General features: G+C 59.8%; 12 protein-coding genes. 6 read left to right on the forward strand and 6 right to left on the reverse strand.

All coding sequences use genetic code 11. The features are described from left to right. Nucleotides 1-2: 2 nt before the first annotated feature. Together HUG12_RS00190 and HUG12_RS00195 are read right to left on the reverse strand one after the other, a co-directional pair. The gene (locus HUG12_RS00190; protein WP_179266853.1) at nt 3-647 is read right to left on the reverse strand and encodes a hypothetical protein; all 645 of its coding nucleotides are present in this window, start codon (nt 645-647) and stop codon (nt 3-5) included. Next, nucleotides 640-4359 carry a hypothetical protein gene (locus HUG12_RS00195; protein ID WP_179266854.1) on the reverse strand — a complete coding sequence of 1240 codons (3720 nt, stop codon included), beginning with the start codon at nt 4357-4359 and terminating at the stop codon, nt 640-642. Before HUG12_RS00195 ends, HUG12_RS00190 begins: the two co-directional genes overlap by 8 nt. Nucleotides 4360-4446: 87 nt before the next feature. Here HUG12_RS00195 and HUG12_RS00200 point away from each other — a divergent pair, with 87 nt between their 5' ends. Continuing rightward, a complete protein-coding gene (locus HUG12_RS00200) occupies nt 4447-6288 on the forward strand; it encodes a hypothetical protein (RefSeq protein WP_179266855.1) in 1842 nt (613 codons plus the stop codon). A gap of 263 nt (nt 6289-6551) precedes the next feature. Here the strand turns inward: HUG12_RS00200 and HUG12_RS00205 are convergent, their stop codons facing one another. The 4 genes from HUG12_RS00205 to HUG12_RS00220 all read right to left on the reverse strand — a co-directional run bounded on the left by HUG12_RS00205 (nt 6552) and on the right by HUG12_RS00220 (nt 9349). Beyond that, nucleotides 6552-6725: a DUF7261 family protein gene (locus HUG12_RS00205; protein WP_179266856.1), complete on the reverse strand. Its 174-nt coding sequence runs from the start codon at nt 6723-6725 to the stop codon at nt 6552-6554. Between the two features lie 126 nt (nt 6726-6851). Beyond that, nucleotides 6852-7568, reverse strand: a complete 717-nt coding sequence (locus tag HUG12_RS00210; RefSeq protein ID WP_179266857.1) for a hypothetical protein — start codon at nt 7566-7568, stop codon at nt 6852-6854. Further along, nucleotides 7565-7897, reverse strand: a complete 333-nt coding sequence (locus HUG12_RS00215; protein WP_179266858.1) for a hypothetical protein — start codon at nt 7895-7897, stop codon at nt 7565-7567. Before HUG12_RS00215 ends, HUG12_RS00210 begins: the two co-directional genes overlap by 4 nt. A 381-nt stretch (nt 7898-8278) precedes the next feature. Continuing rightward, a complete protein-coding gene (locus tag HUG12_RS00220; protein WP_246308107.1) occupies nt 8279-9349 on the reverse strand; it encodes a tyrosine-type recombinase/integrase in 1071 nt (356 codons plus the stop codon). Nucleotides 9350-10247: 898 nt separating this feature from the next. Here HUG12_RS00220 and HUG12_RS00225 point away from each other — a divergent pair. Genes HUG12_RS00225 through HUG12_RS00240 form a run of 5 tightly spaced genes read left to right on the forward strand, consistent with a single transcriptional unit; the run spans nt 10248 to nt 14328 of the window. Next, nucleotides 10248-10664, forward strand: coding sequence for a hypothetical protein (locus HUG12_RS00225; protein ID WP_246308108.1), 417 nt, complete (start codon nt 10248-10250; stop codon nt 10662-10664). A 34-nt stretch (nt 10665-10698) separates the two neighbouring features. Continuing rightward, a complete protein-coding gene (locus HUG12_RS00230; RefSeq protein ID WP_246308109.1) occupies nt 10699-12015 on the forward strand; it encodes a hypothetical protein in 1317 nt (438 codons plus the stop codon). Beyond that, nucleotides 11970-12395, forward strand: a complete 426-nt coding sequence (locus HUG12_RS21555) for a hypothetical protein (RefSeq protein ID WP_246308110.1) — start codon at nt 11970-11972, stop codon at nt 12393-12395. The genes HUG12_RS00230 and HUG12_RS21555 overlap by 46 nt, the downstream gene beginning before the upstream one ends. Then, nucleotides 12392-13207 (forward strand): hypothetical protein, encoded by an 816-nt coding sequence (locus HUG12_RS00235; protein WP_179266860.1) that lies wholly within the window; start codon nt 12392-12394, stop codon nt 13205-13207. Before HUG12_RS21555 ends, HUG12_RS00235 begins: the two co-directional genes overlap by 4 nt. A gap of 2 nt (nt 13208-13209) precedes the next feature. Continuing rightward, entirely contained in the window at nt 13210-14328 is a 1119-nt protein-coding gene (locus HUG12_RS00240; RefSeq protein ID WP_179266861.1) for a hypothetical protein, read from the forward strand. Nucleotide 14329 lies beyond the last annotated feature (1 nt).

Genomic DNA, 14329 nt, shown 5'->3' on the forward strand with positions numbered 1-14329 from the left:
GGTTAAAAGATTTTCTCGCCGAGTTCGCCATGCTCCAGGGTTTTCGAGATGAGATTCTCACACTCCTCTGTCTTCCATTTGATCCGTTCCAGTAGACTGACGTCCCGAATTCGTTCACGTTTCGCATCATCCATCGAACATCCGAGGAACTCAGACAGCTCGAGGAGTGGGATGATCGTCACTCCAAATTCCACTTCTGCCTGCCATCCGATGTCGTTTTCAACCGTTTCGTATACAGACTTTGCACGGCGATAGTGTTCGATCGGATCGTCATTGTCCATGAAAGTCGCAACGTCACCAAGAAGTTCTTCACATAGTCCCTCATGAGCGGTTCCCCATGCGGATGAAGATGCAAGTTCACTGGTACTGATCTCTCTGATTGCTGCATTTGCCCTCGTAGCCACGTATGTTGACCGCTGGTCACCTGAAAGGCGGTAACAGAGAATCGAACCGAGAGCGTACGTGACAGACTGGCCGAACTCTGGGGCGGACATATACTGATCGTGTTCGCTATCTCGATACTGATGGGCCCACATGAGATGACCACTCGCGGCCGCATCGTAGAGGAACGCCGCGTCGTTGTAACTCCGTTCTTCGACGCGTGATCTGGCTTCTTTCGAATATTCGCGAGGATCTCTTCTATGCATAGTGGGTTAGCTCACTGGTCGGCGAGCCATAAACTCTGTTTGCCAAGTTCCATCTCTGGATATATTCTTGGACGCTCTCTTTCGTTTGTCCGAGCCTCACAGAAGTACTTACGGTCCATTTCGTTCCATCAAACCGAACTCGGACTGCGACCCATTCCCCATCTATATACGCGATGTAGTGGATATTCCGTCCCTGCTCCCAGATCTGGGCGGGATTACGAATAACCCGTTCTACCTGATCATAGTCACTCAGATGGCCGTCTCGGCCAACTGGATGGCGATTACTACGGTCAATTTCAACTCCCCTTCCTTGCGGATCCCGGATTAACTCACCAGCGGAGATGATTACTCCATCTCCTATCCTCAGAGCGATTCTAACTCCATCATCAGTTTCTCCAATAACATCGGTAACTTGACCATCACGGTATGTGACCGAATCGGGTGTTCGGAGTACCTCCTCGATGTCGTCTTGATCATGGATTCCAGGCGTCCGCCTGATATACTCCCAGCCAAATCCGCGTTCGTTCCCCGGTCCGGGCGCTTCATAGACCGCCCCGTGCGGCCATCGAATCGTGAACGGTGCATAGTCGACATGGAACGTCTCGATCGTTCCAGTTGCGGGAACAGCCCCACCAACAGGCACCGAAAGTACGTCGCCCTCGAATCCTTCCGCGGGCTGGTTGTAGTCAGTATATCCCAAGACGGCAGTACCGCCGATTGCGACAACGGTTGCGCCGGCAGCGGTGTACGGATTGGAATAGACCATTCCGACTGCCCCGCTGCCTGCTCCCACCTGGATCTCTGAGGAGACGACGACTCCGGCGGAACCCCCAGTGAGGATCTGCCTCGGCGAAGAGACGGCGGCTTTGATGTCCTGATCTTCGGGAACCGTGACGGTCTCGTTGGGGTCGACTTTGACCGACATCCGATTACCGGCCGCGTCCGTCGCGTTCACGTAATAATACTCGGGTGGCTCGTCGAACCATCCGTGCTGGTCCAGTGACCGGTTGTACGTGGAGACGTGCTGAGTTCCTTCAATGCGTTCGCTCAGGAGTCGCGGTGGCTGTGACACCGTGAACGGGTCCCCGTACAGCGGGTCGTAATGTGCCCTGATGGTAAGCGAGTCGATCTCGCTGTGATCGGATACTCTGATCGTGACGTTCTCGTTAAAGTCCCCATCAGTCCAATCGACCGGTGACCCGGAGTAGATCAGCACGTTCGGAACGCGGCTGTCGACCAGCGGTCGCTTATCGACCTGATCGATGTAGCCGTCATCGTCAGTATCAGCGTCTAGCGGGTCCGTTTTCCACACAAGCTGTTCGGCCCCGTCGTGAACACCATCATCGTCACTGTCGACTTCGGTCGGGTCGCTGTGCAGCACTCGGTACGTGCCGTAGTCGTTCTCGGCAGCGTCACCGAGTTCACGGCTATCCGAGAGCCCGTCCCCGTCCGTGTCGGCCGAATACGGACTCGTGTAGATGGTCTCTCCGGTTCCGAGCGTGAAGCCGTCCGTCTCTTCGGAGTTGAGCAACCCGTCGCCGTCGCTGTCGCGGGTCACGGAGACGGTCACGTCGCTCACGCGGAGCGTCGCCCCATTCGCGGCGTCGAACCGGATCGTAATCTCCTCCCCCGCCACGTCCGAGAGATCCACCTCTCGTGTGACCGGGCCGCTCGTCCCACTGGTGAGGTCGAACAGTTCGCGGTCACCACTCGCAGTCTCGACGACCGCACTCGCGTCCGAGGAACGGTCTGCCGTCGTGTCGCCCTCGACGGTGACGCGCACGGTCGCGTCGACCGCGTCGTCCGCGAACGTGACGTCGCGTTCGAGCGTCGAGGTCGTGCCGCTGGAGAGCTGCGCGAACGTGTTCAGCCCGGCGGGGGTGATACAGCCCCACGGGTAACAGAGGTCTGGGTCGTCGTTGTCGCCGTCATCGCCATCATCCCCGCCGTCGCTGCCGTCATCGTCGCCACCGTCGTTCCCGTCATCATTTCCACCATCGTCATCAGTAGGCGCGTCCGAGTTCACGACCGCGTCCGTACCGTCGGTGGAGACATCGCCGAGCGCGGTCCAGTCGTCGAGGTCGGAGAACCCGCCGTCGATGATACGCCGTTCCCGGTCCGACTCACCCGAGCCGCCCGACCCGGAGTCACCAGACCCGTCAGATCCGTCGTCGACCGTGAACTGGGTGCCGTACCGCTGGCCGTTGAAGACGATGTACACGGAGAAGTGCGGCGTCGTTGCGCTGACTGTGTTGTTCTTCGCGTCCACCGTCGAGGGCACCCGCTCGAACGTCTGTGCGTCCGGGTCCCATCGGAACACCGCCAGCTCCGACTCGTCGCTCACGTCCGATTCGTCGTACGACAGCGTGAGCATCGCCCGCTCGAACTCGCGCTGAGTTCCGAATTCGAGCGGTTTCGAGGCGGCGACTGATTCGACCGCGTCGCTGGTGAGGATCGCGTCGGTACTGTTTCGGACCGTGACCGAGTCGGCGACGTTCCCCTCGCCCGTGATAGAGACGGACGCGCCGACGGTCTCGTTCATCGTGCTCGTGGTGAACGTCTCCTCGCCGTCCGCCACACCGTCGCCGTCAGAATCCGCACTGAGCGGGTCGGTTCCGAGGTCGAGTTCCTCGTCGTCACGCAATCCGTCGTCGTCGGTGTCGGGCGAGCGCGGGTCGGTCTCGTACTCGTTCAGTTCGGCAGAGTCGGTCAGCGTGTCGAAGTCCGTGTCGTTCGTGGTCGAGTCGGTCCCGGCGGCCTCCTCGGCTGCCGTGTCGAGACCGTCTCCCTCGTGGTCCTCCCGCGCGTCCAGGACACCGTCCCCGTCGCTGTCCGCGCTGAGCGGGTCGAGAACCGAGAAGCGAACCTCGAAGCCATCGCCCACGCTATCGCTGTCCGTGTCGTTGTCGAACGGATCCGTACCGAACACCTCCTCGTAGTGGGCCCGGACCTGATCGCTGTCGAAGTCCTCTAACCCGTCCGGGATCTCGTTGGCCGATTCGTTGGCGCTCGTAACCGAGGAATCGCTGTCGTTCGACAGCGGGTTCGTCCCCGTCGTGTCGACCTCGTAGGCGTCCGTGAGACCGTCCCGATCCGTGTCCGAATGGAGCGGGTCCGTCCCGAGGGCCTGCTCGCGAGCGTTGCTCAGCAAGTCGTTTTCGAGGTCCTCCGCCGTGTCACGGACGCCGTCGCCGGCCTCGCTGGCGTTGGTCCCGGCGCTGTCGCTGTCGACGCCGACGGGCGAGGTGAGCGACCGTTCCACCTCGAAGAAGTCCGTCAGCGTGTCGTCGTCCGTGTCGGCGTCGGTCGGACTGGTCCCCGCGGCCTGTTCGTCGATGTTGACAAGCCCCTCCGCGTCGGGGTCCTCCAACGCGTCACCCGTCCCGTCACCGTCCGTATCGTTCGAGAGCGGGTCGAGCGTCTCGTACGTGAACTCGAACCCGTCGACCAGCCCGTCGTCGTCCGAATCCGGGTCGAACGGGTCCGTCCCGACGTCGAACTCCAGGGCGTTCGAGAGCCCGTCACCGTCGAAGTCCTCGCTCCCGTCGATGACGCCGTCGCCGGCCTCGTCGGGAGCCGTCACGCTGGAGTCGCTGTCGGGCACCAGCGGGTTCGTCAGCGTCGTATTCACCTCCTCGTAGTCGGTGAGGTTGTCCGCGTCGGTATCGAGGTCGAGCGGGAGCGTCCCGTACCGCTGTTCGTCGACGTTCACTAGCCCCTCCGCGTCGGGATCCTCCCGGCCGTCGGGCACCCCGTCGCCGTCGGTGTCGACGTTGAGCGGGTCGACCGTCTCGAAGCGGTGCTCGAAGAGGTCGGTCAGGTCGTCACCGTCCGTGTCGGGGTCGAACGGATCGGTCGAGACGTTCTGCTCGATTCTGGTCACCAGCGCCTCGCCGTCGAAGTCCTCCTCGCCGTCGGTGACCCCGTTCCCGGCCTCCGAGCGGTTCGTCCGCGTCGAGTCACTGTCCGCGAGAGTCGGGTTCGTGCGCGTCGTCCGCACCTCGTAGGCGTCGGTCAGTGCGTCGCCGTCGGTGTCGGCGTCGGTGGGAACGGTTCCGTTCGACTGCTCGTGGAGGTTGACCAGTGTCTCGTTGTCCGGATCTTCCCAGGCGTCCGCCATTCCGTCGCCGTCCGAGTCCGCCGCCGTCGGGTCGATGGTGTCGTAGGCGTACTCAAACGGATCCCACAGCCGGTCGTCGTCCGTGTCGGCATCGAACGAGTCCGTCGAGATGTTCGCCTCCAGCGCGGTCTCGAGCGTGTCGTCGTCGAAGTCCTCTGCGCCGTCGGGCACCCCGTCTCCCGACTCGTTCGCGCCCGTCCGGTTCGAGTCGCTGTCCGCGATCGTCGGGACCGTCGCCGTCGTGTCGACCTCGTACCCGTCGCCGAGGCGATCGCCGTCAGTGTCCGCGACGTTCGGGTTTGTGCCGTACTCCTGCTCGCGGACGTTGGTGAGCCCATCGGGTTCGATGTCGTCCTCCCCGTCCGGCACGCCGTCACCGTCGGTGTCGGCGGCGAGCGGGTCGAGGTTCCCGTACCGGAGTTCGAACCAGTCGGTCAACTCGTCGTCGTCCGTATCGGCATCGAACGGGTCGGTGCCGGCGCGGTACTCGACGGCCGTCGGAATCCGGTCGTCGTCGAAGTCCTCGGCCCCGTCGACGATTCCATCGTCGGCCTCCGATTCGTTCGTCTTCGGCGTGTCGCTGTCGGTGTCGAGCGGCGCCGTGCCGACGACCGTCCGCTCGTAGGTGTCGGGCAGGCCGTCCGCGTCGAGCAGCAGCGTGTCGGTTCCGGTCGATGGGGCTGGCGTGGCGTCACTACCGTCGCCGTCGGATCCACCGGCGCCGTCGCCGTTTCCGGCGTTGCCGTTGCCGTCTCCAGCGTTACCGTTTCCAGCGTTCCCCTCGTTCGAACCTCCCTCACGCACACCCAATCGCTTGTTCCCGTCGGTCGCGCTGACGGTGATCTCGTTGACCGGTTTCGACAGCGTGAGCGTCGCGTTGAACGTCCCCGTCGCGAGCGGACCGGTCCCCCGCTCCAACTCGACCGTCTGCTCGGTCCCGTCCGCGAACCGGACGGTCACCGTCCGCAACTCGAACGTCCGGACGTCGCGTACGGTCCCGTTCAGCCGGTAGGTGATCGAGTCGACGTGTCGCGGGTCCTCCCGCGTCCGGATAGCCACGCGCGGCGTGACCGCCTCGTCCATGATGTCGAGTGCGGCCTGGGCGTTCAGCCACGCGCGGCGATAGTGCTCGAGGCGGGCGACCGGGTTGTCGCCGCCGAACGCCAGCGCGTTTCGCGCCTGCGAGAGGTGCCGCTCGACGGCCGCCTCGTCGTACGTGACGTTCGGGTCCGCAGCGAGTTCCTCGTGTGCCGTCTCTGCGTCGGCGAGCGCGGTCCGCGCGAGTCGCTCGTCCGAATCCGCGATCCCGTCTGCGACCGCCGGCGCGTGGCTCTGCGTACGGGTGACGACCCGCTTGTCGGTGGCAAACACCGAGTCGGTGACGCGGGTCGGCCCGACGTAGACCGCGAGCGATCGGTTGAGTGCGGTCAGGAGGTCGGCCTTCCGATCGGGCGGCCAGTTCAGCGTCGCGTTCTGCAGGTCGTCGATGGCGGCCTCGCGAAGTGTGAGAGAGTCGGTTGAGGGGGAAGGGGACTGGACCGCCCGGGATTCGTCCGGTCTGGACGATGCAATTCCAACGGTCGTGGCGCTCAATATGAGGAGAATAGAGAAGAAAATCGCAGTAAACTGTTGTCGACCGACATTCATGGCTACCGGATTACAGATGATTTATTATATACCTATTGAAGAAAATATCAATATTTATATATCGTCGATTCTAGTCGGGGTATGCTGCAGACGAGGGCTTCAGACGGGGATACGGCCACGACTCGCCGGGCGATACCTCACGTGACCGTCAGAATCGCCGTCAGCTCGTTCGTCCCGCGCGGCCCCGTCACGGTGACGTCGAACCCGACCGCGAGCAGGTGGACCTCGTCGACGCGTTCCTGGGTGACGACGCCGTCGTCTTCCGCACAGTCGCCGAACTGGCGGTTCGGGCCCGACGGACAGTTCGCCATCGTCTAGGACGTGGCGACGCTCCCGTTTCGCGTCACGTCGACGGCGACCGACTCGCGGAGCCTGGCCCGCTCTATCGCCGTCACGTCGGCCGCGAAGGCGCCGGGATGGGGAGGAACAGTTCCGCTCTACTCGAGCGACGTCCGATTTAGTTGATCGAACGATGGATCCTCGGTCACGAACCGATACGCGGCGAGCCAGAATCCGTAGCTGTACGAGAGCGACAACACAGCTGCCGCGATGAGTTCCAGCTCGAGACTGGCCAAGTTGTACACCTCCGCCCCCGCGACGAGTAGGATCAACCCGATCGAAAACGAGGGAGGGAACTCCTCGGTTGCGCCGTATAACGTAATGGACAGCCCGAGGATGGTGTAGAGTACAACGGCCACCGTCCAGGTTCCGATTAGGACCGTCGACAGTGGTAGCTCAAGTATCCCGATCATCGTCAATAGGGAGACGACCGTTCCCCCGAATAGGATGATGAACACGACCCCCAACTTCGAGATAACCTTGGTTTGCAGACTGACGCCGCCCCATGAGAGGGATCGAGTTCGAGCGGCGAACGATAGTTTCTGATAGAGCCGAACGGCCGCGATTCCTTGGATGTACTTCCCGGCCATGCCAAACACGACGACCAGCAAGAATGGTTCCGACAGGTGAATCTGATACACGCCGATGACCAGGCCTGCTCCCAAGAGCAACGTGACCAAGTACCCCTCGAGACCCGAGATGGCCGTTTGCGAATCCACGAAGGCCGCTTCGATGGAGAGGAACGCCCCGAGGAGGATGAGCCCGAGCCCGACCGCCGGGAGGAAATCCATGAAGAACGAAAGCTGGAGGATCACGACCGCAACCCCCCGGTGAGGGCCTCCGTCACCTCGATCAGATAACCGTGAATGAGGATGACCAAGAATCCGAATATCGAGAGGTCGGTGAGATCAACGCCGAAGAGTACGCGTATCATCGGGACGACGTCGTAAATCGCTTTCAACATCCAGAGGCTCGCCGGCCAGATCAGGTACGGAAGGAGGAGCGCGGTGACTCGTGCTCCCCTGTGCTCGATATCCGTCGACAGCAGCCCCAATGCCAGGATCGACGGGATGAACAGCCACGTTCCGACGACGTAATGTACCCCGAACGTTCTGATCAACGGCTCCACGAGATCGTCAAGCATGTAGAATCGACGATGAATTCCGAGTACAAGTTTGTTGATGACGCGGAATGCCGTGCACTGCACAAGTTTACCCCGTTTGGTGAGTGGCCGTTAGACGACTCGGCTGACGAACTGAGGGCGTTTGTCGCCGACGATCATAGGTGCTCTTCAACCGGATCGGTCGCAACCACTGTCAGCGTGGTCGTCCCTCATGGTCGGGAAACGTGCGCGTCGAATGCAACACGCGAAAACGTGCATCTCGCCGACGCAGACCTGCACAACCGCGCCGGCGTCCATCGCAAAGCCGCCGAACCGCTGGTTCGGCCTGGACGGACAGTTCTGGACGACTCGCAGATGAAACGGGGAGAGAAAGGCACCTGGTAATTGGGAAATCCAATCCCATCACCGGTCGAACTCCCCGTCGAACGTGTAGATTTGATTCCGGTACACTGACTCGATATCTTCGTAGTAGCTGTGAATGTACTCGTCGATCGCCCCCCGTTCTTCGATGTCGGTGCTCCCCGCTGCGTCACCGCGCATATACTTGATCAACTCTCTATTGAGATCCTGCTCGACCCGCCAGTAGGTCGTGAATCTGTGTCGACCGAAGTGGCTCGTCACTGCTCGATGTTGCTCCGTCTCCGCGTACGCAGGATGAAATGCGTCCTTCCATACTGCGTTGATCGCCTTCTTTCTGAGCTTGCCATGCCGGTTTTTCGATAGAAAGAGTGCCGAATCGCCGGCATTTGGTCGGACGAGAAGATACTCGACGAGAGCCTGCTGGGTTTCATCATCGAGCGGGAGCAGTCTGGGACGTCGTGACTTGTTCCCCTTCCGGATATGTGGGATGAAGATAGCGTCGTCACGGCCAGCGAGTCGGCTGTTTGTCCCCAGTTCGCAATAGTGATCTGATACGGCCTGATTTGAGAGTGCGACGTCCGCAAGTCGAAGATTACACACTTCCGTTGCACGGAGTCCCAGTTTCAGTTGGACGAGGACGATCGCGTAGTCGCGAACGTGAGTTATCGTCCGAAGCACCTCTTCCAAGTCGCTAATCGTCAGACGCGGAGGGTCCTTCCGCGCAGGGTATGACAAGTCGATTCTTGCCTCGGCGAGGCAGATCGGGTTGAAATTGATCGGATGGGGGTATACGGGGTCGTCTTGCCAATACTGATAGAGATCGGTTAGCTTGCGTAGTTTCTCACTGACCGTTCGAGGATTATTCCCCTTCTCCATGAGTTCATAGTGAGCGAATCGTTTGACGTGTTCCGCATTCGGACATGCCGGATGTCGATTCTGTCGATCCATGTGCGCACACCACTGGTCCCAGAGAGTCTTGTACCCGCGAACCGTTCGCTCCGTGATGTCGCGAGCGCCGAGTACATCTCTCAGGAACGGTTCGAATGGATCGACGTCGGCCACTTCGAATTGCTCGGTGTATTTCTCAAGCGGGTCCATGTCAGCATCGAACACGCTGGCGAGGCGATCGCGATGACGCTTCGTGTTTCGGCTATCGCTCATTCGGTTCACTTCCGGTAGCGCGTTGGATCTTTTCGGCCCAGATCTCCCCAGTCGTATCACCAGTCGCCGCAGCCATCAACACGGGATGGTACGTGTGCGGATAGTCACGATGCCACTGGAGCCACGAATAGAACCGCTCGAGCCGGACCCAGTAGCAGTTGTATGCAGTCTTGACGGAGACCGTATCGAGAAGCGTGCTACACCACGCGTCGACATCTGCTGGCCTCGCAAGTGCATGATGGCGTCCACACCTCTCCATGTGTGACTTCCATCGCCGTCCAGCACGGCGTACCTCCTCCTTGAACCGTGCGGAATCGTGCATTTCGAAGAGATAGTCCGTCAGGAACGTATTCCAGACGTCCCGCCCATCATACAGCTCCGAATAGGAGTCGAGCCGATGCTGCGAGGGAACGTCACTGAGTCGTTTGTAGACGCCCATTCTGTCGTTCGGATCTTGAGATTTCGTTCGGGTCATTTGTGCTCGGCCCCGTGAAGGCAGCCGACGCCCCTCGTCGGCTGCCCAATAGAATCCTCACGAGGCGTCGTTTCGACCGACCTCCGACTAGCGGCTACCGTCTTCGAACAAACGAATTGCCGACCAGGAGAGAGACGTCCGGGGCCACGGAGCGCCAATTGAAGTGCGATGCAGCACACTTATCTCCACCCTATTACAACTATATATTATCTTTTCCCTGTTTGATTTATATTGCCACGTTGGAAATTATTTAGTGGCGTACCGCCAATCCAGCTACCGATGGGGGGACGGGAACATGGAGTCACAAGTTGATCCAGTAGTGACGCGTGCTCCCGTCGCGAGTCGTCTTCGGTACTCCCTCGTCAGCGTTCGATCATGACCTCTACAGACCATCCGATTGACACCGGTCCCGCGCTCGGTCCAATCAAACGACACTGTCGATCGCTCTCCGGGGCAGTGGGTTGGGTACTACTCTTGAGTCTGGCTGCGATCGATCCCGTCGCTGCACAGGAGAGTGCAGTCTGTGGGGCCGATCGCCTTCCCGAAATGATTTCGGGATTCTTCCAGCTCACGACGAGGATCGGCCTCATCGGGCTGGTCGTCGTCTGGCAGGCCGATTCGCTCATCGAAATGTTCACCCTCCATCGGGAGCAGCGCGAAGGGATCAAGCGGCACAAACGGACGGCGCTCAAATCAGCGACCGTGCTGCTTGTCCTCGGCCCGCTGTACACCGTCGCAGGGTCAATGATGAACCTTCCACTGGCCACCTGCGTTGATCTCGTTCCCTGGTAATCTCAAATCGCCCGTGAGACGACCGGTCCCCCTCATGTTCGTCATCCTCCTCGTTACGGTGAGCAGTGTTGCTATCGGACTCACCGCCGCAACCGATCCCGTCGGGTCCAACACAGCAGCGCCTCCGCTCGACGATAACGAGACGGCGACGCTCTGGTCGAAGGACGCCGACACCTGTGACGAGTCCATCGTCAACGTCAGTCGCGCCACGTCAGAAACGAGTGCGATTCAAGAACTCGCGAACTGCACGGACATCACGTTCAAGCGGCCGCCGCGTACCGCGGCAACGTGGAGCGAACACGATTTCGAGTCACTCGAAGCTGGTGGCGAGAACACCTCAGTCCATCCTCCTGACGCGAATCTGACTGACTCGTGGGCGATCGCCGACGCACACGCGTCTGTGTTTGCCGTTCACCCGTCAACGAGGGTCCACCGTGGGCCGAGTGAGACGCCGCTGTTTATCGCCCCATCGGGGACGGTTAGAGGGTTCGTCGACTACCGAATTCGGTCGTTCGATAACGGAACCGACTCATGGACGGTGACCGATCACGAGGTGAGGGAGGTTCGATTGTATCAGGGAAGCGAAGTCCTTGCCATTTCAGATGGGTCGCAGACGCCGGCTCTCGAATACGACACGAGCGTAACCGAATCAACATCGCTCACCTTCGAAGCGGATATTCGTGTCACGCTCACTCGGGCTGACCGCACAGGGACAGGGGACGGAACCCGGACAGAGACGACCGTCGACGAAGTGACGGTCTCCGACACGATTCTGATTCAGGTATATGAGCCGGCTGTAGAACGGTACAGCGCCCGGTATCCGAATGGGGATGTTGGCCTCGCAGTGTATCAGACACAGCCGTGGCACGGGTACAGCCTGACTGAAAGCGGTGAGGCACGGATCCGTGGCGTCTGGCGCTACTACACGGCGCGGGATACTGCATGGGATACCCTCATTCACTCGACGACCGAGGGGTCCGATCGAGTTCCATCGCCTGTCCGGCCGGTGTACGTTCACGCCTACCCATCCGAGATCGGGCCGCGAGCGGAACCAGTCCGTGACGGGCCAACGATTCTCGACGTCTGGGGAGTCGAGAGTCAGTCGCCGGCTAGCGAATTACATGAGAACGTATCAGTCGAAGTCATTGAACAACCATACGTTCACTCCTCCGGCTTGGCGCTACGCACCAGTGAGAGGATATCGATCGACTCCAAGTGCAGGGAGTCGTGCGAGGCGTTAATCGCAGCATCGGCGTCCCTGACCGGCGAACCCGCACACTCCGCGAAAGTGACCTCAGTATCGAGGTGGCGAACCACAACGGATCGAGCGCAACCCTTCGAATCAAACTGACTGACGCGACGACTGGCGAGCCGATTCACCTTGCCGATAGCTCCGGTGACGACCCGGACATTGTTCCGATCAGTGGGGAGACGAGGGCGGGGCATCTCACTCTCAACGGTGACCGAATCGAACCGAACAGAAATGGAACGGCCGTCGTGGCCGTTCACGAACCGGGGACGTACAGCGTGCGGTATCATCCGGGTTCGTGGCTTTCTCACGATCCAGCCTACGCCCGCAATACGGCCAGTGTTTCATGGCACCCACTATTGACGATCTCAGGGTTGGCGACGTTCACCGTCGAGGTCGTCTGGTGGTCGCTTCCCTTCGTCGCGGCCTTGTACGGTGGCCTCCGACTTGGGAAGTTCCTGAAATTCGACGAATACAGATGACAGAGAGAGATACAGACACGTACAGGCGTATCGCCCTTGGAACGATTGCAGGGAGTGTACTCCTCCCGCTTACCGGCTGTGCTGAGCTGGTCGATGGAGGGGGTGGACGATCAAACGCGATCAGAAACCTCTCCGTGTCGGAGTTGCAGCTGGTCGTCGACCTTCGCGAGGACGCTACTGTCGGTGAATTGACTGTCGTCTCCCCGAGCGGCGAGGAGTTTGCGACGCGGTCAGTGTCGCCTGGCGTCACGAGGGAGACGTTCGATCTCGGGATGCCCTACGAGCCGGGCGAGTACGAAGTCTATGCTACGACGGACGGCGAAGCAGTCGGCGAATCAGCTCTCGAGATTCGACCCAATCCTCGGATTACCGATCTCAAACTCGGTCGGAATCACCCGGACGAGATGTACGAAGGTGCGAGCGACCAAGCCATTCGGTCGGAAGTGATAGTTTCTGTTGAGAATAAAGGGACCGGGCCCGACGCCATTACGGCGCTCCGCTTTTCGGGCGACGTTCCACAACCAACTCCAGAGGATTTCGAAGAGAGCGGCATTTACGATACTAGTGAAGAATTAGGGGGCCATCAAGAACAGGTGTATGTCTCACCAGAGGAGAGGACTACATTATTCAGTAATTCGAGACCATTCTCTCCAACTGGCAGTAATGTTTCTTGCGGAGGAGAGGCAGTAGAAGGTGAATTTACTATGACGATTCTTTCTACAATCAGAGACAGTCCGATTAGAGGTGGTTATAATATCACATATAGCGAGGGATCTCAGTCAGAGTGTGACATTTCATTATCTAGTTCGTAACGATGCAAGGGATCTCATTAGTGGATGTTGGCATTGAATGGTTTAAGGATGCAATTGACACTGTCACGGAGTGGTTCAGTACAGGAATCACGAGTGGCTATTCAGAACTATCAGAATCACTTCTAAGTACTCCCACTCCAGAAACGGAGCGGTCATTTGTATTTGGAACACCTACCAATGAACCTTGGATTGCGCTTCACGATGCACTCGTGGGTGGTGAAATTCTTCTTGTCGCATTGCTTCTGCTAATTTCCTGTGTGCAGGGCCGACATACTGTCCGTATCTTCAACATTGGAAGCAGATATGAATCACGGAAGACGAAGCGAACAGCGTGGACTGGGGGATTTCTCATAGTAACTTGGTACTGGGTCGGCGTACTCTCTCTCTATCTAGTGAATGGGTTCACAATTGCCCTGATTCCAGATGTCTCGGTCGTTTCAAGCGCAATGCTTGATTTTATGCAAGTATCAGTAGTCAACCCTGCACTCGCACTTTCTCTCGCTGCCCTTGGAGGGGTTGCGATGTGGACTCTCCAAGCCCTCCTGTTCATCCGTGAAATCCTCCTCTACGTGTATCTCTACGGCATGCCGCTCGCATTCGCGCTAATGTTTGGGAATCTCCCCGTGGTGTCACGGATAGCACGGTCACTGAGCCTCAAGTTCGTGCCGCTCGCCGTGATGCCGCTCCCCGTCGCCGTCCTGTTCAAGGCGTACGCACTCCTCTTCAGTGAGGGAACCGGCGTTCCGTATGCCCCACAGAGCGCGTTTCTCAGTTATCTGCTCGCGGTCTCCCTGCCAGTTCTGGCCGTGATCGTCGTCTGGAAGCTATTCAAATACGCCAGTCCACTGACGGCAACCGTCATCGGATCGGCGACCAGCGCTGCAGTGACCGCCGGCGCAGTCATTACCGCAGGTTCCGTTGCTGGCCCGTACGTCGCCTCAACCGCAGTGAAGTGGGGGCCGAAAGCCGCTGCCGGGCAGGCGATGGCCCAGCGAGTTACCGGTGACTCAAACGACTCCGATAATGGAGGGACGAACCAGGATAACGTCGTAACCGACGCCTACGGACAGCGCGGCATCCCGTCGTACCGTCGAACGGAGAATGACCCCGGATACTACTGAT

Source organism: Halorarum salinum (assembly GCF_013402875.1).
In the GTDB taxonomy this organism is placed as follows: Archaea; Halobacteriota; Halobacteria; order Halobacteriales; family Haloferacaceae; genus Halorarum; species Halorarum salinum.

Bases quoted from the DNA above. Each gene is read 5' to 3' on its own strand.
- HUG12_RS00205 (WP_179266856.1), bottom strand. From the start codon at position 6,725: ATGGCGAACTGTCCGTCGGGCCCGAACCGCCAGTTCGGCGACTGTGCG.
- HUG12_RS00235 (WP_179266860.1), top strand. From the start codon at position 12,392: ATGACAGAGAGAGATACAGACACGTACAGGCGTATCGCCCTTGGAACG.
- HUG12_RS00240 (WP_179266861.1), top strand. From the start codon at position 13,210: ATGCAAGGGATCTCATTAGTGGATGTTGGCATTGAATGGTTTAAGGAT.
- HUG12_RS00230 (WP_246308109.1), top strand. From the start codon at position 10,699: ATGTTCGTCATCCTCCTCGTTACGGTGAGCAGTGTTGCTATCGGACTC.
- HUG12_RS00215 (WP_179266858.1), bottom strand. From the start codon at position 7,897: ATGCTTGACGATCTCGTGGAGCCGTTGATCAGAACGTTCGGGGTACAT.
- HUG12_RS00225 (WP_246308108.1), top strand. From the start codon at position 10,248: ATGACCTCTACAGACCATCCGATTGACACCGGTCCCGCGCTCGGTCCA.
- HUG12_RS00190 (WP_179266853.1), bottom strand. From the start codon at position 647: ATGCATAGAAGAGATCCTCGCGAATATTCGAAAGAAGCCAGATCACGC.